The 24,584-nt window shown below is 63.5% G+C and carries 23 protein-coding genes; 19 read left to right on the plus strand and 4 right to left on the minus strand.

What is annotated here, in order from left to right; all coding sequences use genetic code 11:
• The 14 genes from sucB to AAGD32_13875 form a co-directional block, all read left to right on the plus strand.
• On the plus strand, nt 1-886 hold an 886-nt coding region (sucB, locus tag AAGD32_13810; GenBank protein MEM8875318.1), incomplete at its 5' end, for a dihydrolipoyllysine-residue succinyltransferase.
• Nucleotides 887-926: 40 nt separating this feature from the next.
• Nucleotides 927-1,970: a threonine aldolase family protein gene (locus AAGD32_13815; protein ID MEM8875319.1), complete on the plus strand. Its 1,044-nt coding sequence runs from the start codon at nt 927-929 to the stop codon at nt 1,968-1,970.
• Nucleotides 1,963-3,012, plus strand: coding sequence for a glycoside hydrolase family 130 protein (locus AAGD32_13820; protein ID MEM8875320.1), 1,050 nt, complete (start codon nt 1,963-1,965; stop codon nt 3,010-3,012). Before AAGD32_13815 ends, AAGD32_13820 begins: the two co-directional genes overlap by 8 nt.
• A 20-nt stretch (nt 3,013-3,032) precedes the next feature.
• Nucleotides 3,033-4,427 carry a dihydrolipoyl dehydrogenase gene (gene lpdA / locus AAGD32_13825; GenBank protein MEM8875321.1) on the plus strand — a complete coding sequence of 465 codons (1,395 nt, stop codon included), beginning with the start codon at nt 3,033-3,035 and terminating at the stop codon, nt 4,425-4,427.
• A 43-nt stretch (nt 4,428-4,470) separates the two neighbouring features.
• Nucleotides 4,471-5,199, plus strand: coding sequence for a BON domain-containing protein (locus tag AAGD32_13830; protein ID MEM8875322.1), 729 nt, complete (start codon nt 4,471-4,473; stop codon nt 5,197-5,199).
• A gap of 114 nt (nt 5,200-5,313) precedes the next feature.
• The gene (locus tag AAGD32_13835) at nt 5,314-5,805 is read left to right on the plus strand and encodes a chemotaxis protein CheX (GenBank protein ID MEM8875323.1); all 492 of its coding nucleotides are present in this window, start codon (nt 5,314-5,316) and stop codon (nt 5,803-5,805) included.
• Nucleotides 5,806-5,875: 70 nt separating this feature from the next.
• A complete protein-coding gene (locus tag AAGD32_13840) occupies nt 5,876-6,247 on the plus strand; it encodes a response regulator (GenBank protein ID MEM8875324.1) in 372 nt (123 codons plus the stop codon).
• Nucleotides 6,248-6,394: 147 nt separating this feature from the next.
• Nucleotides 6,395-6,781, plus strand: coding sequence for a hypothetical protein (locus AAGD32_13845; GenBank protein ID MEM8875325.1), 387 nt, complete (start codon nt 6,395-6,397; stop codon nt 6,779-6,781).
• 139 nt (nt 6,782-6,920) lie between these two features.
• Nucleotides 6,921-7,280, plus strand: a complete 360-nt coding sequence (locus tag AAGD32_13850; protein ID MEM8875326.1) for a transcriptional repressor — start codon at nt 6,921-6,923, stop codon at nt 7,278-7,280.
• Between the two features lie 20 nt (nt 7,281-7,300).
• Nucleotides 7,301-8,044: a DUF1559 domain-containing protein gene (locus tag AAGD32_13855; protein ID MEM8875327.1), complete on the plus strand. Its 744-nt coding sequence runs from the start codon at nt 7,301-7,303 to the stop codon at nt 8,042-8,044.
• Between the two features lie 76 nt (nt 8,045-8,120).
• Nucleotides 8,121-8,873 (plus strand): choice-of-anchor M domain-containing protein, encoded by a 753-nt coding sequence (locus tag AAGD32_13860; protein MEM8875328.1) that lies wholly within the window; start codon nt 8,121-8,123, stop codon nt 8,871-8,873.
• A gap of 186 nt (nt 8,874-9,059) precedes the next feature.
• The gene (locus tag AAGD32_13865) at nt 9,060-9,938 is read left to right on the plus strand and encodes an all3515 family Zur-repressed PEP-CTERM protein (protein ID MEM8875329.1); all 879 of its coding nucleotides are present in this window, start codon (nt 9,060-9,062) and stop codon (nt 9,936-9,938) included.
• Nucleotides 9,939-9,996: 58 nt separating this feature from the next.
• On the plus strand, nt 9,997-11,214 hold the full coding sequence (zigA, locus tag AAGD32_13870) for a zinc metallochaperone GTPase ZigA (GenBank protein MEM8875330.1): 1,218 nt from the start codon (nt 9,997-9,999) through the stop codon (nt 11,212-11,214).
• Between the two features lie 102 nt (nt 11,215-11,316).
• A complete protein-coding gene (locus AAGD32_13875) occupies nt 11,317-11,820 on the plus strand; it encodes a DinB family protein (protein ID MEM8875331.1) in 504 nt (167 codons plus the stop codon).
• A 78-nt stretch (nt 11,821-11,898) separates the two neighbouring features.
• On the opposite strand, the gene AAGD32_13880 is transcribed toward AAGD32_13875, so the two are convergent.
• The 4 genes from AAGD32_13880 to AAGD32_13895 form a co-directional block, all read right to left on the minus strand.
• Nucleotides 11,899-12,684: a LamG-like jellyroll fold domain-containing protein gene (locus tag AAGD32_13880; GenBank protein ID MEM8875332.1), complete on the minus strand. Its 786-nt coding sequence runs from the start codon at nt 12,682-12,684 to the stop codon at nt 11,899-11,901.
• Between the two features lie 23 nt (nt 12,685-12,707).
• Complete coding sequence (locus AAGD32_13885) at nt 12,708-13,664, minus strand: glycoside hydrolase family 130 protein (GenBank protein MEM8875333.1); 957 nt, start codon at nt 13,662-13,664, stop codon at nt 12,708-12,710.
• Between the two features lie 6 nt (nt 13,665-13,670).
• Nucleotides 13,671-15,809: a carbohydrate binding domain-containing protein gene (locus AAGD32_13890; GenBank protein ID MEM8875334.1), complete on the minus strand. Its 2,139-nt coding sequence runs from the start codon at nt 15,807-15,809 to the stop codon at nt 13,671-13,673.
• A gap of 155 nt (nt 15,810-15,964) precedes the next feature.
• Nucleotides 15,965-16,636 carry a PEP-CTERM sorting domain-containing protein gene (locus AAGD32_13895; GenBank protein ID MEM8875335.1) on the minus strand — a complete coding sequence of 224 codons (672 nt, stop codon included), beginning with the start codon at nt 16,634-16,636 and terminating at the stop codon, nt 15,965-15,967.
• Nucleotides 16,637-16,844: 208 nt separating this feature from the next.
• Between AAGD32_13895 and AAGD32_13900 the strand changes: the two genes are divergently transcribed.
• From AAGD32_13900 to AAGD32_13920, 5 genes are read left to right on the plus strand one after another with little or no spacing between them, the layout of a single operon-like run.
• Nucleotides 16,845-17,690 carry a type II secretion system protein gene (locus AAGD32_13900; protein MEM8875336.1) on the plus strand — a complete coding sequence of 282 codons (846 nt, stop codon included), beginning with the start codon at nt 16,845-16,847 and terminating at the stop codon, nt 17,688-17,690.
• Nucleotides 17,691-17,717: 27 nt separating this feature from the next.
• Nucleotides 17,718-19,157 carry a sulfatase gene (locus tag AAGD32_13905; GenBank protein MEM8875337.1) on the plus strand — a complete coding sequence of 480 codons (1,440 nt, stop codon included), beginning with the start codon at nt 17,718-17,720 and terminating at the stop codon, nt 19,155-19,157.
• Nucleotides 19,158-19,186: 29 nt separating this feature from the next.
• Nucleotides 19,187-21,115, plus strand: coding sequence for a sodium:solute symporter (locus AAGD32_13910; protein ID MEM8875338.1), 1,929 nt, complete (start codon nt 19,187-19,189; stop codon nt 21,113-21,115).
• Nucleotides 21,116-21,130: 15 nt separating this feature from the next.
• Nucleotides 21,131-22,663 carry a sulfatase-like hydrolase/transferase gene (locus tag AAGD32_13915; protein MEM8875339.1) on the plus strand — a complete coding sequence of 511 codons (1,533 nt, stop codon included), beginning with the start codon at nt 21,131-21,133 and terminating at the stop codon, nt 22,661-22,663.
• Entirely contained in the window at nt 22,660-24,516 is a 1,857-nt protein-coding gene (locus tag AAGD32_13920; protein ID MEM8875340.1) for a sulfatase-like hydrolase/transferase, read from the plus strand. Before AAGD32_13915 ends, AAGD32_13920 begins: the two co-directional genes overlap by 4 nt.
• The last annotated feature ends 68 nt before the right edge of the window (nt 24,517-24,584 follow it).

The following is a 24,584-nucleotide window of genomic DNA, read 5'->3' on the forward strand; positions in this document are numbered from 1 at the left end:
CGTCGTCGACATCAAGGGCAGCGGCCGTGGCGGTCGGCTCACCAAGGAAGACGTGCTCGCCGCCGTCGATGCCCTCGCCTCGAACAAGACCGAAGCGAAAAAGCCCGGATCCACGCCGGTGCGGAAGCCGGCCGAGAAGAAAGTTGCTCCCACCCCCGCCAAGGTCGCGCCTGCCGTGGCGTCTGCCAACGGCACTCGCCGCGTGCCGATGAGCAAGATGCGCAAGGCCATCGCCAAGAACCTTATCGCCGCCCAGCAGTCGGCCGCCATCCTCACCACCTTCAACGAGGTCGACCTCACCGAGGTCATGGCGTTGCGCAAGAAGTACAAGGAGCCCTTCGGCGAGAAGCACGGCGTCGGGCTTGGCTTCATGTCCTTCTTTTCCAAAGCCGCCGCGATCGCACTGACCGAGTTCGAGCGGGTCAACGCCAAGATCGACGGCGACGACATCATCTACCACGATTACGTCAACCTCGGCATCGCGGTCAGCACCGAGCGCGGGCTGACCGTGCCGGTGATCAAGAACGTCGGGGCGATGTCGTTCGCCAACGTCGAGAGCGAGATCAAGCGCGTTGCCTTGGCCGCCCGCGACGGCAAGCTCGGCCTCGCGGAGATGTCCGGCGGCACCTTCACCATCACCAACGGCGGTGTCTTCGGCTCGCTTCTCTCGACCCCGATCATCAACCCGCCCCAGTCCGGCATCCTCGGCATGCACACCATCCAGCAACGCCCGATGGCTGTCGACGGCGAGGTCAAAATCCGACCGATGATGTACCTCGCCCTCAGCTACGACCACCGCCTCGTCGACGGCAAGGAATCGGTCAGCTTCCTCGTCCGCATCAAGCAACTTCTCGAGGACCCGGCGCGGTTGCTGCTCGACGTGTAACTTCGGGCATGGTCACTTAAGTGACCATGTCGAACGCCTCATGATCAACCTCTACTCCGACACCCAGACCCGGCCGACCGACGCGATGCGATCAGCGATGGCGTCCGCCGAGGTCGGCGATGAACAGCGCCGGGCCGACCCGACCGTCGAAAAGCTCAACGCCCGCGTCGCCGAGCTGCTCGGCAAGGAGCACGCGCTCTTCCTGCCGTCGGGTGTGATGTGCAACGCCATCGCGCTCAAGGCCCACACCACTCCCGGCGATGCGGTCATCTGCGAACAGGAGTGTCACCTCGTCCGCGCCGAGGCCGGCGGGATTGGGCTCATGGCCGGCTTGCAAGTCGAGCCCCTGCCCACGAAACACGGCCGCTTTACCGCCGACGAGGTACGCAAACGCAAAGCCCGCCTGCTCGATGGCGTTTACTCCCCACCGGTCACGCTGCTTTGCGTGGAGCAGACGCACAACTTCGCCGGCGGCACCGTCTGGCCCGTCGAACAGCTCAACGACGTCACCGCGACCGCCCACGAGCTCGGCATGGCGACGCACATGGACGGCGCCCGCCTGCTCAACGCCGTCGTTGCCTCGGGCCAATCCGCAGCAGAACACGCCGCCGGGTTCGACAGTGTTTGGATCGACTTCTCCAAGGGCTTGGGCGCGCCCATCGGCGGCGTCCTCGCGGGCAGTCACGACTGGATCGAAAACAAAGCCCGTCGCTACAAGCACATGTTCGGCGGCGCGATGCGTCAGGCCGGCATCCTCGCCGCCGCCGCGCTGCACGCGCTCGACCACCACGTCGAGCGCCTCGCCGACGACCACGCCAACGCGAAGCTTCTCGCCGCGCACATCGCCGACATCGACGGCCTCGAACTCGCCCACGGCGAGCCACAGACCAACATCGTTTTCTTCCGCACCACCCGAGGCACCGCCGAGGACTTCGCCGCCAAATGCAAGCAGCGCGGTCTGGACCTTTCGACCCTCTACGGCGACCTCCGCGCCGTGACGCACCTCGACGTGAGCCGTGACGATTGCGAGCGTGCGGGAACGATCATGGCCGAGGTGATGAGGGGATTGCCCGCCGATGTTTGACCGTTGGACCAAGCCGGCTGGTGTGAATCCGATCCTCGGGCCGAATGCCGACGCCACGTTCGTTTGTCCACTGGCCGGGCCGGTCGCGTGGCGGGCCAAGGACGTGTTCAACCCCGCCGCGATCGTTCATCAGGGCAAGGTCCACCTGCTGCTCCGGGCCGAGGATGAGGTCGGCCCGTTCGCCGGCACGAGCCGCATCGGCCTCGCGACCAGCACCGACGGCCTGCACTTCACCGTCGAGCCCGAGCCGGTGCTGTTTCCCGCCGACGACGAGCAACGCGATGTCGAATGGCCAGGCGGTTGCGAAGACCCACACATCGTCGCCCACCCCGACGGCGGGTTCGTCATGACCTACACCGCGTACGACGGCAAGCGTGCCCGGCTCATGGTCGCGACGTCGCCGGACCTGCGGGCTTGGACCAAGCACGGCCGAGCGTTGGCCGAGCCGTTTGCCGACCTCTGGGCGAAGGCCGGCAGCATCGTCAGCGCGTCGGGCGTGGCCAAAAATGTTGACGGGCGCTTCTGGATGTACTTCGGCGAGAGCGACATCTTCGCCGCGACAAGTACGGACCTGGTGCGATGGGACGTGGTGACCACAAGGCACCTGGCCGATCGGACCTTCACGCCGGGCGTCGGGCGCGAGGTCGTCGAAGGCCCGACCGTGCCCTGGCCGATCGTGGGGCCAAGACCCGGGCGCTTCGACGAGTTGCTGGTCGAACCGGGACCGCCGGCGGTTTGGACGCCCGAGGGCATCCACCTGATCTACAACGGCTCGGCCCCGAGCGGCGGTCGGGCCCAGCCCGGCACGCCCGCCGGCGGTGTGCGCTATTGCCCGGGCCTGCTGAGCTTCGACCCCGTCTCACCGACGCAAGTGATCTCGCGCTGCACCGAGCCCTTGCTCGTGCCGGATCAGCCGTTCGAGTTGGACGGGCAGGTCGATGCGGTGTGCTTTGCCGAGGGGTTGGTGCATTTCGGCGGGCGCTGGCTGTTGTACTACGGAACCGCCGACAGCCAGATCGCTGTGGCGGAGTGTGTCGACTGAGCGGCCTACCGTCGTGCAAGATGTCCGACTCCTTCGATCTGATCGTCATCGGTGCCGGCCCCGGCGGATACGTCGCGGCCATCAAAGCCGCCCAACTCGGCATGTCCGTCGCCTGCGTCGAACGCCAGTACCTCGGCGGCACCTGCCTCAATGTCGGCTGCATCCCGTCCAAGGCGCTGCTCGACTCCTCGGAGCGCTACGCGACCGCGAAGCACGGGCTGTCCGATCGCGGCATCAAGATCGACAACGTCGAGCTCGATCTACCGGCGATGATGAAGTTCAAGGAAAAGGTCGTCGGCCAGCTCACCGGCGGCGTCGGCTTCCTGTTCAAGAAGAACAAGATCACCCACCTCGAAGGCCACGGCAAGATCGCCGGCCCAGGCAAGGTCGAAGTCGAAGGCAAGACCTACTCGGCGAAGAACATACTCATCGCCACCGGTTCCGAGCCCATCGAGATCCCCGGCTTCAAGTTTGACGGCAAGCACATCCTTTCCTCCACCGAAGCGTTGGAAATCGGCGAGCTGCCCGAGAAGCTGCTCATCGTCGGCGGCGGCTACATCGGCGTGGAGATCGGCTCGGTGTGGAACCGGCTTGGCGCGCACGTCAGCGTCCTGGAGTTCATGGACCGCATCCTCCCCGCGTCCGATGCCGAGTGCGCCAAGGCGCTGCAGAAGTCGCTGACCAAGCAGGGGCTGGAGTTCCACTTCGGCGTCAAGGCCAAGTCCGCCACCGTCAAAGGCGACAAGGTCGAAGTCGTATACGAGCCCAAGGACGGCGGCGATGCAACCACGATCACCGTCGACAAGGTCATGGTCGCCGTGGGTCGCAAGCCCTACACCGACAAGCTCGGCCTCGACAGCGTCGGGGTCACTCCGACCGACCGTGGGTTCATCACCGTCGACGAGCACTACAAGGCCACCGACGGCGTGTACGCGATCGGCGACGTGATCGGAAAGATCATGCTCGCCCACAATGCCGAGGAAGAAGGCATCGCCGCGGTCGAGCACATCCATGGCGGCGCGGGCCACGTTAACTACGGCACCTGCCCCGCCGTCGTGTACACCCACCCCGAACTTGCGAGCGTCGGTCTCACCCAGGAAGAAGCGACCGACAAGTTTGGCAAGGACGGGATCAAGATCGGCAAGTTCAACCTCGCCGCCAACGGCCGCGCCCGCGGCATGGGCGAGACCGAGGGCTTCGTCAAGGTCATCGGCGACGCCAAGACCGACCGCCTGCTCGGCTGCCACATCGTCGCCGCCCACGCCAGCGACATGATCGCCGAGGCGGTCACCGCGATGGAGTTCGCCAGCAGCTGCGAAGACCTGGCCCGTGTGTTCCACGCCCACCCCACGCTCCCCGAGGCGATCAAGGAAGCCGCCATGGCCGCGAGTGACGGCAAAGCAATCCACGCCTGACGGCACGGTGATTGCTGCTCCTAATGTTACAGGAGCAAGCACCATGAACTTCCCGACCACCACGATTTTGACCACGCTCGCCGGCGTCGGTGCCGGCGCATTATCCGCCTATCTCGCGCAGCATCAGAAGACCCGTCTCAACGGCACGGAGAATGGCCAACACGACGACGGCTTCGACTTTAACGCCATCCTCGAAGCGGCAACCAAGTCGGGCAGTGCTTACCTCGGAGGCAAGGCGCTAAACAGGTACATGGGCATCGGCACCGCTCTCGGCGAGAAGCTCGCGGCGGCCTATTTGGCCGGCAAAGCGGCCAAAGCCAGCGCCGGCGAAGTCGCGGGCAACGTCTACGACGAAACCTCGCACCGTGCCGGCGATGCCTTTCGCGTCTTGCGGGGCAAGCCGACGCGCTACGCAAATCACGAGGAAGAAGACGGCGGCGTATCGGCGGTACTCGTCGCGGCGGGCGTTGTGGGCTTCGGAGCGGCTCTGGCCGCCGTCTTGCACAAGTCCTGGGCACTCGACGGCGACAGGCTCAAGCGGTCGGCCGAGACCGCACAACGCTGGGCCGGCCTGGAGCCGATCGGCGACGACGAACTGACCGAACGCATCCGGCTCAAGATCGCCGACCGCGATGGGGTGGGTTTCGAGGTTCACGACGGCATCGTCACCGTGCGCGGCGACGTGCCCGACTTCCAGCGGGAGAACCTGCTCGACGAGATTCGCAGCGTCGAAGGCGTCAAAGGCATCGACGACCACCTCAGTCGAGGCTGATGAGGTTGCCAAACGGCAAGCGCCGATCACCGCGTGGATCAACTATCGGTCCCTGCGGATTTTCTTTTCCGGCCGGCACGAAAGTCGGTGGATCGCATGCCCGATTCATGGGACATGCCCGAAGTCGCAGAAGCCACCGACAAGAAACAGATCAACCCGAAGTTGGTCGTACCTTTCGTCAACGCCGTCCGCAACGTGTTCAGCACGATGGTCGGCGTCGAAACCACCGTCCAACGCCCCCACGTCAAGGGCAACCCCGCGGCGAGCTACGACGTCTCGGCGATCATCGGCTTCGGCGGTGAGGTGCTCGGCTCGGTCGTGCTCAGCCTCGACACCGGTGCCGCGCTCAAGCTCGTCGAAGCCTTCGCCGGCGTCGAGTTCGAGCTCAACGACCCGGACTTCGCCGATGCGGTTGGCGAGCTGGCGAACATGATCGCCGGCGGTGCCAAGAAGGACCTGACTAAGCAGGCGAGCATCACCACGCCCAGCGTCGTCATCGGGAACGGCCACACTATCGCCCGGCTCAAGGACGTGCCGTGCCTGGTCATCCCCTGCACCACGGAAGTCGGCGACTTCGCCGTCGAGATCAGCGTGAAGGAAGTCTAACGACCTCATCCCCATCCAACGACGCGGCATCGCCGCCCAGCGCTCAACGAACACCCAAACACAGATTGCCATGAAGATCCTTCTCGTAGACGACAGCAAGACGATGCGGAACATCCAGAAGAAGTGCCTGGGCGAGGTCGCCACCGAGATCGCCGAGGCCGGCGACGGCGTCGAAGCCTTGGCCGAGATCAACAACGAGGTCGGCAAGTTCGGCCTGATCATGATCGACTGGAACATGCCCAACATGAACGGCTTCCAACTCGTGCAGGAGATCCGCAAGTTCGACAAGAGCACCCCGCTGATCATGTGCACCACCGAGGCCGAGAAAGCCCGCGTCGTCGAAGCGATCAAGGCCGGCGTGAACAACTACGTCATCAAGCCCTTCACGCCCGACAGCATGATGGAAAAGGTCAACGCAACCTTGGCGAAGATCGCGGCGTAGATCCGCCTGATCGCTCGCGACGCGCTCCCGTTGGTCGCCACTCCTTCATTGAGTGGCGACCAACGGGAGCTTCGTGTTGTGACCGAAGTATAATTCTGCACGAGCCGCCGGACGCTCAACCCGCAGGAGCACGAGAGGCTTCACGAGGTGTTCCGCTCGACATGGGGTACGTGGTACGGAGGCGCCGTCGAGGGCCTGCCACCAGAGCGCCGGGTCGTGACCATCCACACGGCGGTGCTACCGAAGTCCACCGAGTTCATCGCTCGATTGCTAACAGCACAAGGCGCGTCGCGCATCGTGGAGCTTCGCGAGTTTGACGATGGCTTTGAGCTCGACGCCGCCGACGCCAACTTCGACTACACCGGGGCCGAAGGCTTCTGGATGAACCCAAGCGCAGCTTCGACCTGGATGATCTACGCTTCGCATGAAGCCTCGATCACATTCGGCGGGCAGTGGCTGATCGAAGAGATGCGACGCTCGCTATCGGAGTTCGACCGCTACATCTACAAAGGCTGGCACGCGGGTCTCTATTGACATGATCCAAACCAAGAGCCACCGCTCGACGGCTCGAACCACCGCGTAGCCGACGACGTTGGGCCGCCATCATTGACGAAACGTCGACGTGTCGCGGTCGCGCTTGACATGAATTGAGAATCGATTATCAATTCGCCGTGTGAGATACCACTCCAACCATCGGGACCGGTTGCACGAAGCGATGCTTGGTGCCGCTGGCCCACTCTGCGCGGCTGAACTCAAAGAGTTGCTCGGCGACATCGGCATCGCGACGGTGTACCGGCTACTCAACGAAGGCGTTGCCAACGGAAAGTTCCTGGAGGTCGAACTGCCGGGCGCGACCAAGCGCTTTGAGGTTGCGGGCAAGCCGCATCACCACCACTTCGAGTGCCAGACGTGCCACCGCGTTTACGACATTCCCGGCTGCCCGGGTCGCCTTGAGCGGTTCGTGCCCGAGGGGTTCGAGCTTGAGCACCACGAACTGATTCTCTCGGGGCGCTGCGCCGACTGCACCAACTGACTCACTCCTCGACTCAACCCATGTCAACCGACCGCAAACTCCGCGTCACCTCCCTCTCGGGCTTCACGCTTGTCGAGCTGCTCGTCGTCATCGGCATCATCGCGTTGCTGATTTCGATCCTGCTGCCGTCCCTCAGCCGCGCCCGCAGTGCGGCCAACGCCACCGTCTGCGCCAGCAACATGCGACAGCTCGGGGTGGCGCTCACGATGTACGCCAACGACTACGACCTCGAGCTGCCGCTCACCCAGCACACCAACCCGCCGGAAGAATCATGGGTCTTCACGCTCGCGCCCTACGTCAGCGAGGTGGACGAGATACGCCTTTGCCCGGAGCACGCCCGCTACGACGACGTGATCCCGCAAAAGGGCAGCAGCTATGTATTCAACGAGTACGTCGCGATCCCTTTCACCAACGGCGTCGGACAGGTGTTGGAAGACTTCACCAAGTTCACCAAGCTGCGCGACTCGTCGAACATCCCGCTGTTGTTCGAGCTGGCCGACCGGATGGAGATCACGCCGTACTGGGACCACACCCACGCGCGGAGTTGGTTCGCCCAAGCGACGCCCGAAGCACGCTGGCAAGCGCTCACTGGTGAGATTGAACCGCAGCGCCACGGCGGTCGGAACGAGATCGAAAACCCCATTGGCCGGTCCAACATCCTTTACGCCGACACGCACGTCTCGGCGATGCAGGCGACCGAGATGAAGAGCCTCGCCGAAGCAGGCGACTGGCAGGTGAACTTCTGTCGGCCGCGCGGCAACTAAACCCCACGAACTTCCCGTCACCGCCCGGGGCGTCCCCGGCCGGAACCGTTCCCACACCCCTTCTGGAGAAAAAACCATGCGTATCCACTCACCCCCGCTCTTGGCTGCCGTGGCCACGATCGGCCTCGCCGGCACGGTCCAAACAGCACACGGCCAGACCGTCATCGACGGCGGCCACTGGGACCTGAACACCAACTTCGACGGCACCACCTTCACCTTCGACTGGTTCGACCTTGGCACTGCCGGCGGCTCGCTCGTCGAACAGACGACCATCCGCGGCATCTTCGACGGCGACGCGACCGGCTTCCTCGCCGGCGTGGACGACGCAACCCCCCGGCCCGGCGGCAGCGCCTGGGACTTCACCGGCGCCGGCCCCGACGAGGACCTGTTCATCTTCCCCGCCAGCAGCCCCGAACCGCACCTGCCCTACATCGGCTTCGCCGGCTACGGCGTCCCGTCGGGCATGTTCGTCGACGGCGTGACCATGAGCTTTGAAGGCATCGTCAGCGGCCCCGACGGCGGCGACTTCAGCGTCCACCAGAACCGCACCGCCGGCCCGCTGGTGTTCTTCAGCAGCGCCAACGCGGCCCTGACGGCGGCGAACAACACGATGCCGATCAACCCCGGCAGCCACGAGCACTTCAACTGGAACTTCACCGAGCCGGGCACCTACGAACTGGTGTTTGCCGCCAGCGGAACCCTGTCGTCGAACAACACGCTTGTCGAGAGTGGCACCTTCATCGCCACGTTCGACGTGGTGGTGCCAGAGCCGGCGAGCCTGGGCCTGTTGGGCGTCGGCGCGTTGGGCCTGATCCGTCGGCGTCGGTAGCCCTGACTATCTCAATCAAAAGACCCGCAGCTCGCGTGAGCCGCGGGCCCCGGTCCGGCGGCCGTCTTCCCGTCAAGAAACCACGGCCGCCTTCCACACCCCGCCGGAGCGGGACGTGTGCAGCTTAACACAAACCCGCTGCACCGCCTGCGCCTCCGGTACCCACCTCCCACTGGAGAAATTTCCATGCAACTTCTGCAAACTCTCACTTCCACAAAGCGCATTGCTCTGACCGCGGCCGCTGCGGTGACCGCCACGGCACTGACCGCCTCTGCAGGCGGCCCCTTCTCCAACTACTACGTCGGTGTCGACACCAGCGAGAACGTCGCCTTCGGCACCTACACCGGCCTGGAGAACCCCAACTTCAACCGGCTGACGTTCCTCTGGAACCACGCGTTCCTGGACAACGTCGAAAGCAGCCACTACCACAGCATCGGCCGCTACACCTACGAAGGTCCGATCGATGACCCGACGGTGGTGCCGACCAACTTCAATAACCGCCTGCCCGAGTTCTACGTCGACGGCGCGCTCATCCTCCAGCCCGGCACCGGTGCTTACGCGGGCAAGCTCACCAGCAACGTCGACAACGGCTCCGACGTGTGGGACAGCTACGCGCCCAACGAGATCCGAAAGACCGACTCGCTGCCGCTGACGCCCGGCTTCGGGCCCGTCGGTGAGCCCGGCACGACCACCGAAGGCAACGCCGCCTTCTACATGTTCAACGCCACGAGCCAGAGCTACATCAACCCGGTCGGCGGGTTGGACATCGAGCTGGAACTGGTCGGTCTCACCGACGGCCTGAGCATCGGCGATGCGGCGGGCAACGTGCTCATGGACAGCGTCGGCGACACCGCCGCCCTGTTCGACGGCGCGGAAACCTTCAACCCGGTGTTCTTCACCGACGGCACCGCCGCCGACGGCGTGTACTCCGCCTCGTTCCAGATGAACGACCTGAGCGGCACCTACCTCTCCAGCGGCACGTTCCATTTCGATTTCACCATTCCCGAGCCGGCCAGCCTTTCGCTGCTCGCCGTCGCGGGCCTGGGCCTGATGCGCCGCCGCTAAACCATTTTCCTCCGCCCGCGGCTTGCCGGCCGCAGGCGGACCTTCAATCCCCAACATCATGAACGCTACTACCGACCGCAAACTCCCCGTCACCGTTCTTTCTGGCTTCCTCGGCGCCGGCAAGACCACGCTGCTCAACCATGTCCTGAACAACCGCGAGGGACTGCGTGTGGCGGTGATCGTCAACGACATGTCGGAGGTCAACATCGACGCCAATCTCGTGCGCGACGGCGGGGCTGCCCTTTCGCGGACCGAGGAGACGTTGGTCGAGATGACCAACGGCTGCATCTGCTGCACGCTGCGCGAGGATCTGATGATCGAGGTGAAGAACCTCGCGGCCGAGGGGCGGTTCGACCACTTGCTGATCGAGTCCACCGGGATTGGCGAGCCGATGCCCGTCGCGGCGACGTTTTCCTTCCGCGATGAGGATGATCAGAGCCTCAGCGACGTGACTGATCTCGACACGATGGTCACCGTCGTTGACGCGGCGAACTTCCTACGAGACTTCGACAGCCACCAGAGCCTCGACGACCGGAACATGGCCGCCGGCGAGGATGACGAGCGGACGATCGTGGACCTGCTCACCGACCAGATCGAGTTCGCCAACGTGATCGTGATCAACAAGACCGACCTCGTGGATGAGAAGAAGGTCGAGCGGCTCGAAGGGACCCTGCGTGCGATGAACCCCGACGCGAAGCTTGTCCGCACCACACGCGGCCAGATTCCGACCGACCAGATCATCGGCACCGGGCTCTACGACGAGGAAGCCGCCTCGCTCATGCCCGGCTGGATCAAGGAGCTCAACGGCGAGCACATCCCCGAGACCGAAGAGTACGGCATCGGCAGCTTCGTCTACCGCCGCCGCAAACCCTTCCACCCCGCCCGACTGTCCAAGATGCTCAACAAAGGTCTGAATGGCGTGGTTCGGTCCAAGGGCTACCTATGGATGGCGACGCGGCCGAGCGATTGCGGCGTCTGGTCCCAGGCGGGCTCGTCGCTGCAGATCGACCGCGCCGGTCGGTGGTTCGCGGCAGTGGATCGTGAGACCTGGCCGGATGATCTGGAGACGCTCGAATGGATCAAGGACACCTGGGACGAGAACGTCGGCGACTGCCGACAGGAGATCGTGTTCATCGGCATCAAGATGGACCGTGCAGGCCTCGAAGCCGCGCTCGACGAGGCACTGCTCACCGACGAGGAGATGGCAGCGGGCCCGAAGACATGGCACTCCTTCGATGATCCCATGCCGGTGTGGGCACCGGTTGATCCCATGTAGTCCCACTCATCACGCACGCCGAGGCCCCGCAGCCTTGTTCATGGGGGCACCATGCCGACGTGGGTCATGGCGGGTCGCAGGCATCGGTTACCATGGCTGGCTATGAACGCCATCGACCTCGTCGTCAGTGCTTTGGAAACCAGCCGCGAATGGGCGGTCGGTCCGGCACGTGACATGGCCGACAAGCCGCTCTGCCAGCCAACGCCCAACGGCGGAAATCACCCGACCTGGGTCATGGCGCACCTCGCCGTTTCCGAGGGAGGCTTTCTCGAGATCATGACCGGTGAACCCAGCCCTGCCGCGAAGTGGAAAGACACCTGCGGCCAAGGCACCGAGCCGACCACCGATCCCGATGACTATCCGTCCCTCGAAGAAGCGATCGAGTTGTTCTCCCGACTGCGGGACAGAACGATCGAGTTCGTTGGGAAACAAACCGTCGACGACCTGGGGAAACCGCCGATGCATGTGCCGCCGCAGTTGGCGAAGTTCGACACGTTTCAGACGCTCGGCAACCTGCTCAACGTCGTCACCCTGCACACGGCGGTTCACATCGGCCAGCTCTGCGACGCCCGCCGCGCCAACGGCCGCAAGCCGTCCGTGGCGTGAGACCGCGGATCGCATGAAACAATGAGCGTGTACGGCTCGCGGCTTTGTCCGACTAAGGGTTCGCCGACGCCGACCGACTCATTCGGCATCCGAGATGAGCAACTCGCTCTCGGTCAACGCGCGCGGCGTAACACGCACCTCATCGATCACGGCGTTGAGATCTGGCGCATCGAGCGAACTCGTGCCGATGTTGAGCGGGGTGTCGACGTCCTGCTCCCAACGCCCGAACTGCTGCGGCGTGGTTTTCGACCGCAGTTCCGATGTTTCCAGATCCCGGACGAAGAACGTGATCTCGTCAGCGGCGTTGTCGAAGACGACGGCGGCGTAGTACGCCTTGCCGGGAACGAGTGTCAGATCATCCGCGTTCGCGCCGTTGCGGTCGGAGTTGGGGCGGATTACCAGCCCGTCGCGCTGACGCATGACCAGCACCAGGCGGTGGGTTTCGCCGTTGAGCGTTTCACCGTCCGCACCGTCGCCGGCGGGTTGGAGAAGAAATCGGAAGACGGAGTTCTCGCCCAGGTTCCACTGTGTCACCAACGGAAACTGCGACGTGGTACCGGGTTCGGGCGCGACAAACATGGCCTCCACGGTCAGACTTTGCTGATCCGTCACGACCCCCGGAATCGGCGCGGTTTGGGCGGGACCGTCCGCCGCTTGCGTGTTGTCCGCGCCGGTCTGGGGGATTTCGGCGGGGATGCTACCGAGTTCATCGGTCGTGGCCGGCGTGTCCGCGAGATCGACGTCGCCGACTTCGTTGGCCGCCTCGGCACCCGGCTCAAACCGGTAGTAATGCTCCGACGCCCAAGCGGTTGTGGACATGAACAGGGCGGAAGAAACGGCTGTGATGAGAATGGGAGTCTTCATGGAAATCCTTGGCAGATGTGGGTTCAGAGGCCGCGCACGCAGGCGTCGACGACATCGCTGAGCTTGGCGATGGCCAGCCCGACGTTCATGTCGGCCGCGCCGTAGTACAGCCGTAGTTCGTCCTTTTCGTAGTCCGGCAACACGCCGCAAGGGAATACGACGTTGTCGCAGTTGCCGCTGCGCTCCCACGGAAGCTGCGGGCACATGAGGTAACTCTGCGTCTTGCCGATGACCTTCCACGGCTCGTCCAGATCGAGCAGCACGGCACCGACGTAGTAGCACGCCCCGCCGGCGGGAATGAACACGCCATGGACGATTTCCAGCCAACCCGCATCGGTGCGGATCGGCGGAGTCGGGCCCATCTTGTTCATGTTCCAAAACTTGTAGTTCGGCTGAAGCACCGGGCGGTAGTCGCCCCAATGCAAGAGGTCCGGCGAGCTGCTCATCCAGATTTCGCCGTTGGACCCCACACCCCCGCCGGGACGATCGAGCTTGTGGTATTTGCCGTTGATCTTCTCGGGAAACAACGACGCGCCGCGATTCTTGGGCTGGGTGATCACGCCGAGGCGTTCGTAGCTGCCGGGCGAGAAGTCCTTCGTCCGACCGAGCACGCCGACCGGGCTCTCCCAGCCACGGATCATCACGGGCGTGACGATGTAGTGCCAGCCTTCGAGCGGCGTCACACGGTTGTCGATGTAGTGATGGAAGAGCGCGTACGGCTCGGCGGTGCTGTCGTGCGGGATGAAGTTGCCGTTCGACAGCTCGAAGTTCACGCCGTCCTTGCTGCGTGCGACGCGCGTCTGGCCGACGTCCCGACCGGGTTCGTCGGTGACGTGGTCGACCACGCTCACTAGGAGGATGAACTCGTCGCCGATCTTCGCCGGTGCGGGGTTGTAAAGCTGCGCGACGCCGGGGTAGTCGGCGACGTTAAGTACCGGCTTGTCGGCAACGCGTTGGAACAGATCTGTGGTGGCGGTCATGGCGGTTCAGTCGCGGCCGAGGTATTCGATGCTAACGTCATCGACGAAGTAATCTTCCTTGGAGTCGGCACGGGTGACCGACAGTCGGCCGCCCTCGATCCAGTCGCCCCAGTCCACGTCGTACTCGAAGACCACCTTGTTCCATTGGCCTGCTTTGATGGGCACGGCGGGGTCGCGGTGCTGGGTACGTTCGCCGCGTTCGCTGTAAGCCAGGCCGATCGAAATTTTGCCGTCAGTGCGCGCCGGTCGGACGTAGGCGGTAACGCGATACTTGCCCTGGCGGGTGTTCATCAGCACACCGGTGACGTCCTGGCCGAGCGCGTGCCACATCGCACCGCGGCCGGTGACACGGGCGGCGTAATCGCCGGTACGGACCGGATCCTGAACGAGCCGGATCACGTTGGCACCACTGCCGGTACCGAACCATGCGTCGGCGCCATTCTCGAAGCTGGGATCACTGAGCGTGGCGTTGGGCAGCTTCACGACCGAGCGGTCTTGCGCGAGCGTGATACCCGGAGCGGTGGCGAATACGCGCGGCGGGCCGTCGGGCCGGTCGATCTCGGCGACGACACTGACGGGGAACGACGCATCCGTCGTAGGGCGAATGACTCCATCAAACACCTCGGCCGCAGGCGCTTGGTCCACGGGCTCCCAGAACGTGTTGGCCGAGCGCATCCCGGTGACGGTCACGCCGGCGGCGAAATGTACCGCCGCGTCGGGGCTCATCAGCACCGCGTAGACGTGGTCGTTCTTGCTGTGCAGGCCGGCCAGCGTGTGGTCGTCGGCATACGCCGTCGGGCTGTGGTAGATGTTCCGCTCGGCGTCCCAGGTCCGGCTGTCCACCGGCGTCATGTGCATGTTCTGCCAAGTGCTCAGGGCGCGGATGAGCTTGAACTGGTTGTCGTAAGTGGCGATCGGCCGACGCGAGCGGTCGAAGGTGCCGTAGCTCATGAAGTACCCACCCCGCGAGCTGATCTCGCCGAAGTAGACGAGCTGTGTCGGGTAGTTGGGGTTCTGCGTGAACAGGTCGCCCGACGCGGTGCCCAGGCGATGCATCGGCCACTCGCCGAGACCGTGGAGGTACTCGCTGGTCAGGTACGCGAAGCCGGGCTTTTCGTCGATGAGCGCGTCGCCCTTGATCTTCTGGAACAGTTCGTCGGTGACCGACGGGTACCGGTGTTTCATCAGTGGCTCGACCCACGTCGTGACCATCGGGGTGGGTTCCCAGATGAACTTGATGTCACGCTCGGGGAACGCGACTTCGAGCTCGTCACGCAGGTGGCCGAGGAAGTGGTACCAGCCCTCGCGGACCGTCGAGTACTGGTGGGTGATGCCGTCGTGCTCGACGGAGTAGCGTTCACGCTTGGGGCTGCCAGGAAGCGGCCGATTCGACGACCAACTGAACTCGTCCCACGGCTCGATCACGTCGATCACGATGCCTTTGAACCGGAAGTTGAAATCGTTGTCTTCCACCCGACGGATGTAGTCGATGACGGCCTCGGTGTGCCGCTCGATCACGTCGCGTTGCTGGAAGTCGCTGTACGGCTCCCATCGCACGCCACTGCCCCACTTCTGAAGCTGGCCGAGGTTGTTGGGAAACTCACGGTTTGGATGCGACCAGGCCTTGGTGGCCTCGAAGTCGTGCTTGACCTTCTCGTAGAGTTCCGGGTCTTGCGTTTTCATCGCGGCGATCTCGTCGTTGTCGATCGCGCGGGACATCTCCGGGTACCACGAGAAGGTGTGCGGGTACCGCTCGAGATGGCCGGCCAGTTCCACGTCGCTGAGTTCGAAGGTGTAGAACGGCTGAACCTTCTTGTGCGGGTCGTTGACGTAGAAACCCAAGTCGCGGGAGTCCTCGGCGTTGGCCTGGCTATGGCCGGGATACACCGTGTCACGTACCTCGCAGACGTAGTCGTAACCCAAAGCTCGGGCCATGCGGTGGTGCTGCATGTTCTCCTTGTCCCAAGCGATGAGATTGCCGTTGAGCCAGGGCTGGCGTAGCTCGGGCTGTTCGATCACCGCATCAGAGATCGAGACGAATGACGCATCCGGCTTCACTGCCGCTGACCCGGTGGGCACCTCGGCGTCGTCGGTCGGTTCAGTCGAATCGCAGCCACCAACCACGGCGGCGAGACAGAAAGCCAACGCTGGAAGAAGCTTTAGGTTTCGCTCGCCGGATAGTGTCGGATGGTTCATCATCGGGGTTCCTGTTAGATCAACGGATCACGCACAAAACGGGGTAGCACCGCCCACTGGGCAGGGCCACCCCGCAGTCTGATTCACAAATCAGGCGAAAAGGGTCACGTGCGCCGACGGCGAGCCGCGAGCAATAAACCGCCGGCCGCAATCGCCAAAGCGGAGGTCGGCTCGGGAATCGGAGTGGGCGTAATGGTGAAGCTGTTGAACCGATAGCCGCTTGATAGGCCAGCCACGGTGGTTCCGACCGTCGTAACGTTGATGACATCACCGGCATCAAACGCCAAGTCGAGTGCGGCGACGTTGGTTGTCTGACCCGAATTGTCATCCTCGATGAAGGTCACCTCATCAGAAAAACCGGTTTCGCTGTTGGTAAATGTCACAGTCGAGGTACCGGGAAACTGGAACGCGACAATTTCATCGAGCGTTCCGCCGACATCGAACGAGATAGAAAATGATTCGCCGCCATCAACTTGAAGCGGGCTATCGCCGCCACCGGGAGCGTCGATCCCAGTGCCTGTGCTAGTTGATTCAAAAGTGCCACTACTGGTCACTGCAAGCGACAGCGTCACGTCGCCAACGGTGGTCGTCCCGCTTGCTTGGTTGTCGATGAAGGTACCACCGCCGCCGGTGTTGAAGTCATCGAAGACGATCGGAGCCGCCGAAACGGCACCGGCGAGACCGAGGGTCGCCGCTGAGGCGGCAAGAGTAAGTGTAAGTTTGGACATTTCTTCCTCCACGAAAGAATGGGGTACCAGTGAGACGAGAGCGGCCATGCGCTCCTCAAGTTCTTGAGTAGATTACAATGGCCCGCCCCGTTGTCAACAGGCACGCGCGAAATATCGCTTGCCTGCCCGCCGCTTCATCGGCAGGGGCCGAGCTTCGGAGGCTTGACAGAATCGCATAGTAAAGTACTTTAGTAAAATGCACGGGCGTCATCCGGCCGTCCGCATGCCACGATCTTCGGACGCAGAGGAGCCCAGCATGTTCGTTAAACCCATTCCGACCCGTTGCCAAGCCACTCCTTCAAGGGCTCGAGGGTTCACGCTGGTGGAACTTCTCGTCGTGATCGGGATTATTGCGATTCTCGTTGCGATTTTGCTCCCCAGTCTCACCCGGGCTCGACAGCAGGCGATCCAACTCAAGTGCGTGAGCAACATCCGCCAGTGTGCGACCGCGAGCTATATCTACGCCACGGAGAACGTCGGCTCGCTGCCGATGGCTATCTGGCCCAACACCAACCGGTTCGGCGATCCGGTGACCAACGGCCGGTGGGTTGCCCGTTGGAGCCGGGATTTCATCGCCCCGATCGCGCTCGACGAGGAGTTCCAACTCAACGACGCAGGATTTCTCAAGTGGCGAGAAGAGGTACGCGACTCCATGTTCGCCTGCCCGCTTGGCGAAGACCGGGCGGTTCCGGGGGTGACGATTGTCGCCGACACGACGAACCCTTTCATCTCGGGCTACGCCTACAACGGCATGCTCGGCATCACCGAGCAAGAGTTCCAGCTTGTCCAGGATGACCCGTCCCTCATCAACGAGTATCGCAGCCAGTTCAAGAAACTCAGCCGCGTGCGACGCGCTTCGGACGCCATGCTCTTGTTGGAGTCGGTCAACATCAACGAAGACGCGAGCCGGATGCGTTTCAATGAAACCTTCGACACGTTCGACTGGGCGACGGTGCCACACGACGGGCTCGGCTCGGTCGGCTTTGCCGATGGTCATGCCGGCACGCGCCGCTGGGAGGAGATTCCCGAAGTTCCGATCGACCTCGACGCCCCGCTCGGAGACGACGCTCTGCCGTGGACGCCCTTCTGGCTCGGCAACTGAATCGCACGGAAACCCGGGCCAAACGACATGACTCACCGACTTTACCGATGGACGCACGCGTGCCGGTCTGTCATCGCCGCCACGGCCGCGATGGTGTTCGCCACGACCGCGCACGCACAGCCGACGGACCCGCCGAACATCGTGCTCGTCATCATTGACGACCTGAACAACGACATCGGCTACACCGGCGCGGCGGTCCACACGCCGAACATCGATCGCCTCGCCGAACGCGGCCTGATGTTCACCGACGCCCACTGCACCAGCCCGGTGTGTAACCCGTCACGCACCAGCCTGCTATTGGGTCAGTACCCGGACAAGACCGGCGTGCTGGACAACAACACCTACTTCCGTGAAGTCCCCGGCAATGCCGACGCGGTGACACTGCCGCAGCACTTTCGGGAGAACGGATACACGACCATCGCGGCGGGGAAGATTTTCCATTCCGGCTGGCGTGCCAACAAGCGACACCCCGCCGCGAAGCTCGCCGACATCGAGCAGTCCTGGGACGAGTACCACGAAATCGAGATCGGCACACCCAAGGCCGAGCTCGGAGATCGCCCTTGGCACCGAGGTCGAATCCAGGGTTGGCCGGCCAACGCGTTCAAGTGGGGGCCGATCGACGTCGACGACGACGAGACGAACGACTTTCGCAATGCGGCGTTCATTGGCAAGCAGCTTGCGACGTTGGACGAGGCCGGGCCGACGTTACTCGCTTGCGGGATCTACCGCCCCCACCTGCCCTTCTTCGCGCCGCGCCCGTACTTCGACCTGTATGACCCGGACGGCGTTCCCGAGTTGCCCGGGTATCTCGAAGGCGATGCCGACGACCTGCCGGCAACCGGGAAGAAATGGGCGAACAAAGCTCGACTGCAGAAGCCGCTGGTTGATCTGGGCCTTTGGGGCGAAGCCGTCCAGGCGTACCGGGCATCGACGTCTTTCGCCGATGCGTGCGTCGGTAAGATACTGGACGCTTACGAAACCTCGCCGGAGCGCGACAACACCTATCTCGTCTTCATCAGCGACCACGGCTTCCAGCTCGGGGAAAAAGGGGCTTGGCTCAAGTTCTCGTTCTGGGACCGATCCACACGTGTGCCGATGATCATCGTCGGCCCCGGCATCGAACCGGGCGTACGTAAGCAAACGGTGAGCCTGATCGACCTGTATCCCACCGTCGTTGGCCTCGCCGAGCTTGACGCACCGGAAGGACTCGACGGGCGAGACCTTGGGCCACTGATCGAGGGAACGGCTGGAGACTGGGCCGGCCTGGCTCGCGTCTTCCACGAGTCGATGGACAACGAGGCGATCATCGATGCATCTTTCCGCTACATCCGCTACGTCGACGGCGGCGAGGAGTTGTATGACCGGGTAGCCGACCCGCATGACTGGCACAACCTCGCAAATGATCCCGAGTATGCCGAGGTGCTGGAGAAGTACCGGGCCATGCGTCACACGGCACGGCCTGAATAACCACGCACCGCAGCGGAGGACTTCATTCCATGGGTTGGCTTGATTGGACCATCGTTGCGGGCTTTCTCGCCCTGCTTCTGGGGCTGAGTTTCACGCTCTCGCGGGCATCCAAAAGTACCGCCGATTTCATGGCCGCCGGTCGCAGTGCGGGCCGCTTCATCCTTTCGATGGCCAACGACATGGGCGGGTTCGCCGCCATCTTCGTCGTCGCCACGTTCGAGCAGTTCTATGTCTCGGGCTTTCCCGGTGCGTGGTGGTCGACGCTGCTCATGCCGATGTGGGCGATCATCATGTTCAGCGGATGGATTCAGTACCGCTTCCGTGAGACGCGGGCGCTGACGATGCCACACTTCTTTGCCGAACGGTACAGCCCGCGCGTTCGCATCTGGGCGGGCGTGCTCGCATTCATCGCCGGCGTGTTGAACTACGGCATTTTCCCCGGCGTTACCGCGAATCTTCTCGTCGCGTTCTGCGGCTTGCCGGTCAGCCTCGACGTTTTTGGTTTCGCGATCCCGACCGCCCTACCGGTCATGCTCGCTGTGCTCACCATCGCCATGATCGTTCTGCTCACCGGCGGACTCGTGTCGGTCATGGTGACCGACTTCCTTCAGGGTCTGCTGGTGATCTTTGGCACGCTGGCCATCGCCGTGTTCTTCCTGTGGGCCATCGGCTGGGACACGTTCTTCGAAGGCGCCACCGTGGCCGGTGCGGGTGAGAGCAAGGTCGACCCGTTCGATCAGTCGGAGATCCGCAGCTTCAATGTCTGGTTCTTCCTGATCCTCGCAACCAACCGGTTCTACTCGTTCATGGCGTTCCCGACGCGCCAGGGTTACGACGCCGCCGCCCTTTCGCCCGACGAGGCGCGATTCAGCCGGATGCTCGGCGACTGGATGTTCAACGTCCGTAACTTCGTCATCATGCTCATCCCGATCGGCGCGTGGGTGGTCATGCACCATGTCGATTTCACCGACACCGCCGCCGCGGTTAACGAACAACTCGCGCTGCTGCCCGATGAGCAGACGCAGACACAAATGCGAGTGCCGGTCGTACTTGCCCAGCTCCTACCCATCGGGCTGATGGGCTTGTTCGTCGCGATGATGATCGGTGCGGCGGTGTCGACGGACAACACGTTCGTCCACTCCTGGGGCAGCATCTTCGTACACGATGTCGTTGAACCGTTGCGTAAGAAGCCGTTGACCGAGCGGGTGAAGCTCAAACTGCTCCGCCTGGCGATGTTCGGCGTCGCAGCTTTCGCGGTGTTCTGGTCGCTCATTTTCCCGGTGCAGGAGTACATCTTCATGTACTTCCAACTCACCAGTTCGCTCTACGTCGGAGCAGCAGGCGCGTTGGTCATCGGCGGCCTCTACTGGCGGCGTGGGACAACACAAGGCGCATGGGCCGCGCTCATCATCGGGCCGGTCATCGCGGTCAGCGGGATCGTCCTGCGGTTGCTCTGGCCGTCGATCCCCGCACTAAGCGAGTTGAGCGAGAGCTTCCCGATCAACGGCGTGTGGATGTTCTTCATCGCGATGACCGCGTCGATCATCGGGTACGTCGGAGTCTCGCTTGTGACCTGCCGCGAGCCGGTCGACCTCGATCGCTTGCTGAACCGCACTCCCGAACAACGCGCCGAGCACGGCGACCTTCCCGAAACGCATTCGATCTTCGACCTCAAGCGTTTCGCGTTGGGCAGCCGGCTGACCGTCGTGCTTTACCTCGGCTACGTCGGACTGCTGATCGGCGTCTTCATCGTCGGCATCGCCGTCTCGAGCTTCACCGAGCTTCCAACGTCCCTGTGGGTCGGATACTGGAAAGTCTTCGTCGTCTTCGGCTTGATCGTCGCCGCAATCATGGCCGTGACATTCCTGCTCGGCGGCATCGGCGACATTCGGCGTCTGCGAGCGCACCTGGCCGGACAGACCAGGTCGGGCAGCGAACTTACACAAACGCGTGTGTAGCCCTAAAGTTTGATGATGCTATCGAACCTACACAACTTCGCACTTGCCTTGCTCAGCGCCGGCGCTCTTGCGTCGGCGGAACCGCCCAACGTTCTCTTTATCGTCGCCGACGACGCTGAGATACGTGACCTCGGCAGTTACGGCGGCGAGCTTCCCACGCCAAACCTTGATCGACTCGCCGCCGAGGGCGTGCGGTTCACGGACTGCTACGCCGCCGCCACGGTCTGCACGCCGAGCCGGTTCGCCTTTCTCACGGGCAAGCACCCAAGCCACAGCTCGACGCTCGCCGACATCGAAGACCCGTGGCCAAGCCTGCGCTGGAACACGTTCATCGTCGAGGAAGACACCACCCTCGCCGACCGGATGAACGACGCCGGGTACCGGACCGGCTTCGTCGGCAAATGGCACAACGGCCATCCCCGGCAGTGGCATGTCCCCAACGGCGCGTGGATCGACGCGCCCGAGTACCAGGATGAGTTGGTCGACAACGCCAAGATCCGTGCCGATTTCGTTCAACGTGTCGGCGGTTTCGATCAGGCCGAAGCGGTGTACACGGAGAACACGCGTTGGCTGCCGCTACCGGCCACCGCTTCGGGGCACCAGCAACACTGGCTGACCCACGCAACGCTGCCGCTGATGCAACCGGCCGACACGCCTTGGTTCGTCTACCACGCCACGACCATCCCCCATCCGCCCGACATCACCGTCACGATCGACGGCGACCTCCGCATCACGCCGGTCGGGATTCGCGATGACCATGTCAATGCCCATGGGGACGCGGACTACGAAGACCTCCAGCGTCGCGTTGCCGAACACGGGCCGTTCGAGACATGGGAAGCCGGCAGTGAAACGGCGGGCGTGCTCTGGCTCGACGATGCCGTCGGCGCCCTGATGAACCACCTCGACGAAACCGGGCAACTCGACAACACGGTCGTCATCTTCACCAGCGACCACGGCCGTGACGGCAAGTTCGTTCTCAACGAGGGGCGCGTCCCGCTGCTGGTCCGCATGCCCGGCGGTGAACACGGCGGCAAGGTGGTCGACGGGCTGGTCAGCCTGGTCGACCTGGTGCCGACCGTGCTGGAACTGGCCGAACAGGACAAACCGGACGGGCTCGATGGCGTCAGCATGCTCCCGCTGATCGAAGGCACCGCCGACTCGGTGCGTGACAGCGTCTACATGGAAGTGACCCTCACCCGCGCGGTCGCCACGCCACGTTGGAAGTACATCGCGACGCGCTTCCCGCCACGCCTCGCCGAAACCATCACCGCCGAAACCCGGCAAAAGTTCAACCAGGAAGGCACCTCGGCGAGCTTCAACGACCCCGACGGCAATGTCGTCCGTTACCGCTCGGACCTGCGATTCCCCGGCTACTTCGACGACGACCAGCTCTACGACCTGCACGCCGATCCCGGCGAACAAATCAACCTCGCCAACGACCCCGAACACGCCGAAACACTGGCCGAAATGCGAAAGCTTCTGGGCGGTTATGTCACGGGTACCCCCTACCCGTTCGGCGAGTTCGGCAAACCAAAGAACCCAGAATGAAGACACTCCTCACCGCTGCCGTGATTTGCTTGACATGGACGGGCCTTGCGCTCGGCCAGGAAACCGACGAGCAATCCCGACCGAACGTCTTGATCATCCTCGCCGACGATCTCGGTTCGGATGACGTCGGGATCAACAACCCGCTCGTGTCAACGCCACACCTCGACGCCTTGGCCAGGGAGTCGGCACGACTGACCCAGTTCGGCGTCATGATCAAGTGTGCCCCGACACGCGCGGCTCTGCTGACGGGCAAGTCGTTTCAGCGGGTCGGCGTGTGGGGTGTTCACGGCGGCCGCGACTTTCTCGGGCCGGACGAGCTGACCATCGCCGAGGTATTCCAAGATGCCGGCTACGACACCGGCATGGTCGGCAAATGGCACAGCGGTCTGGGCGATCGCTATTACCCGTGGGATCGCGGCTTCGACATCGCCCACATCGCCAATCTCTACAGGTATCTCCCCGAGGAACGCGCGGCTTTCAGCGTCAATGGCGAGGCGACTCCGATGGACGACTGGGCACAAAACCAGATCACCGAAGCCGCCATCGACTTCATCCGTGTGCCGCGAGATAACCCGTACTTCATGTACGTCGCGTTCATGGCACCGCACTCTCCTTGGCGGTCGCCGGAGGAATACCAACAGCCCTACCGCGACGCTGGTCTCGATGACAATCTTGCGGCTTTCTACGGGATGGTGACTTTCATGGATCACCAGATCGGTCGGCTTCTGGAAGCCGTCGACGAGAACGCGGATGACACGATTGTCTTGTTCCTGAGTGACAACGGCCCGGCCCCGTCCGGCGGTGCCCGACCGCCCGGCGTTCGCGGAAAGGACTACGCCACACGGCAAGAACTCTGGCGCACGCGGAATCCGAACGGCCTGCGTGGCGGCAAAGGCGTTATCTTTGAGAACGGCACACGTTCGGTGCTGTTTGTTCGTTACCCGGACGCCGTTCCCGCCGCTGTCCACGATGAGCCGGCGGTGGTGATGGACCTGTTTCCAACCTTGGCCGAACTGGCCGGGCTCGATGCCGAAGACCCAGCGTTCGATGGCGTTTCCCTGGCCGAGTTGCTCACCGGCCAAACCGAGTCGCTACCGGAGCGCGATCTTTTCTTCGGCGAGGCCGAGCCGAAAGACTCGTTCGACCCGTGGCGACCGCGTACGGTGCAGCGGTTCGAGATGCTCACGAAAACCGATTCGCCCGATCGTTTCGCGTTCGACCGCATGACCCTCTCGATGCGGCGTGGGAGTCACAAGTTCATCCACCGCCCCGACGGACCGATGCTCTTCGACCTCTCGACCGATCCGCGCGAGCGGCGGCCCATGGACGATCCCGAACTAACGGCGGCCCTTGAAGAGGCGCTGCGCACGTGGTGGTCCGGCGTGCTCGAATCGCCGGTCGCGTTCGAACGGCCGACACAGTTCATCGACGCCGCCGACGGCGTCCCGGGGATCGTTCAACTCCGAGCGGCTACACGCGCCAACGGCGTGGCCTTTTCGGCGCTCGACACGTTCGAGTGGGATCAGGTGGGCGACAAACTCGAGATGGATGTCACCGTCGGATCGGCCGGCACGTTCCGAGTCACGCTCATCGGAGAAGCCAAGGCCGCGACCAACGGGACGTTCCGAATCACCTTCGGTGCCGACGGCCCGAGCGTCGATGCCGTTGTCGACCAGCCGCTTCGGCAGATCTACGAACATCCGATCTTCGGTTTCGATGCCAAGCAAGGCATCGCGCTCGGCGAGGTTGAGCTACCGGCTGGTGAGATGACGATCACCGTCGAGCTCATCGGCCTCGATCGCGCAACCGCGGTTGACTCGCTCAACCATCTGGTGTTCGAGCGTACGGAGTAACGGGGTCATGCACTGACGGTCGAAGCCCGTGCGACAAGCGTCGGCGTGACCTCCACCACCGAGCCCGC

This window comes from Planctomycetota bacterium (genome assembly GCA_039182125.1).
Lineage (GTDB): Bacteria > Planctomycetota > Phycisphaerae > Tepidisphaerales > Tepidisphaeraceae > JBCDCH01.

Coding starts and splice junctions, on each gene's coding strand:
- AAGD32_13815 (MEM8875319.1), top strand. CDS start 927: ATGATCAACCTCTACTCCGACACCCAGACCCGGCCGACCGACGCGATG.
- AAGD32_13820 (MEM8875320.1), top strand. CDS start 1,963: ATGTTTGACCGTTGGACCAAGCCGGCTGGTGTGAATCCGATCCTCGGG.
- lpdA (MEM8875321.1), top strand. CDS start 3,033: ATGTCCGACTCCTTCGATCTGATCGTCATCGGTGCCGGCCCCGGCGGA.
- AAGD32_13830 (MEM8875322.1), top strand. CDS start 4,471: ATGAACTTCCCGACCACCACGATTTTGACCACGCTCGCCGGCGTCGGT.
- AAGD32_13835 (MEM8875323.1), top strand. CDS start 5,314: ATGCCCGAAGTCGCAGAAGCCACCGACAAGAAACAGATCAACCCGAAG.
- AAGD32_13840 (MEM8875324.1), top strand. CDS start 5,876: ATGAAGATCCTTCTCGTAGACGACAGCAAGACGATGCGGAACATCCAG.
- AAGD32_13855 (MEM8875327.1), top strand. CDS start 7,301: ATGTCAACCGACCGCAAACTCCGCGTCACCTCCCTCTCGGGCTTCACG.
- AAGD32_13860 (MEM8875328.1), top strand. CDS start 8,121: ATGCGTATCCACTCACCCCCGCTCTTGGCTGCCGTGGCCACGATCGGC.
- AAGD32_13865 (MEM8875329.1), top strand. CDS start 9,060: ATGCAACTTCTGCAAACTCTCACTTCCACAAAGCGCATTGCTCTGACC.
- zigA (MEM8875330.1), top strand. CDS start 9,997: ATGAACGCTACTACCGACCGCAAACTCCCCGTCACCGTTCTTTCTGGC.
- AAGD32_13875 (MEM8875331.1), top strand. CDS start 11,317: ATGAACGCCATCGACCTCGTCGTCAGTGCTTTGGAAACCAGCCGCGAA.
- AAGD32_13880 (MEM8875332.1), bottom strand. CDS start 12,684: ATGAAGACTCCCATTCTCATCACAGCCGTTTCTTCCGCCCTGTTCATG.
- AAGD32_13885 (MEM8875333.1), bottom strand. CDS start 13,664: ATGACCGCCACCACAGATCTGTTCCAACGCGTTGCCGACAAGCCGGTA.
- AAGD32_13895 (MEM8875335.1), bottom strand. CDS start 16,636: ATGGCCGCTCTCGTCTCACTGGTACCCCATTCTTTCGTGGAGGAAGAA.
- AAGD32_13900 (MEM8875336.1), top strand. CDS start 16,845: ATGTTCGTTAAACCCATTCCGACCCGTTGCCAAGCCACTCCTTCAAGG.
- AAGD32_13905 (MEM8875337.1), top strand. CDS start 17,718: ATGACTCACCGACTTTACCGATGGACGCACGCGTGCCGGTCTGTCATC.
- AAGD32_13910 (MEM8875338.1), top strand. CDS start 19,187: ATGGGTTGGCTTGATTGGACCATCGTTGCGGGCTTTCTCGCCCTGCTT.
- AAGD32_13915 (MEM8875339.1), top strand. CDS start 21,131: ATGCTATCGAACCTACACAACTTCGCACTTGCCTTGCTCAGCGCCGGC.
- AAGD32_13920 (MEM8875340.1), top strand. CDS start 22,660: ATGAAGACACTCCTCACCGCTGCCGTGATTTGCTTGACATGGACGGGC.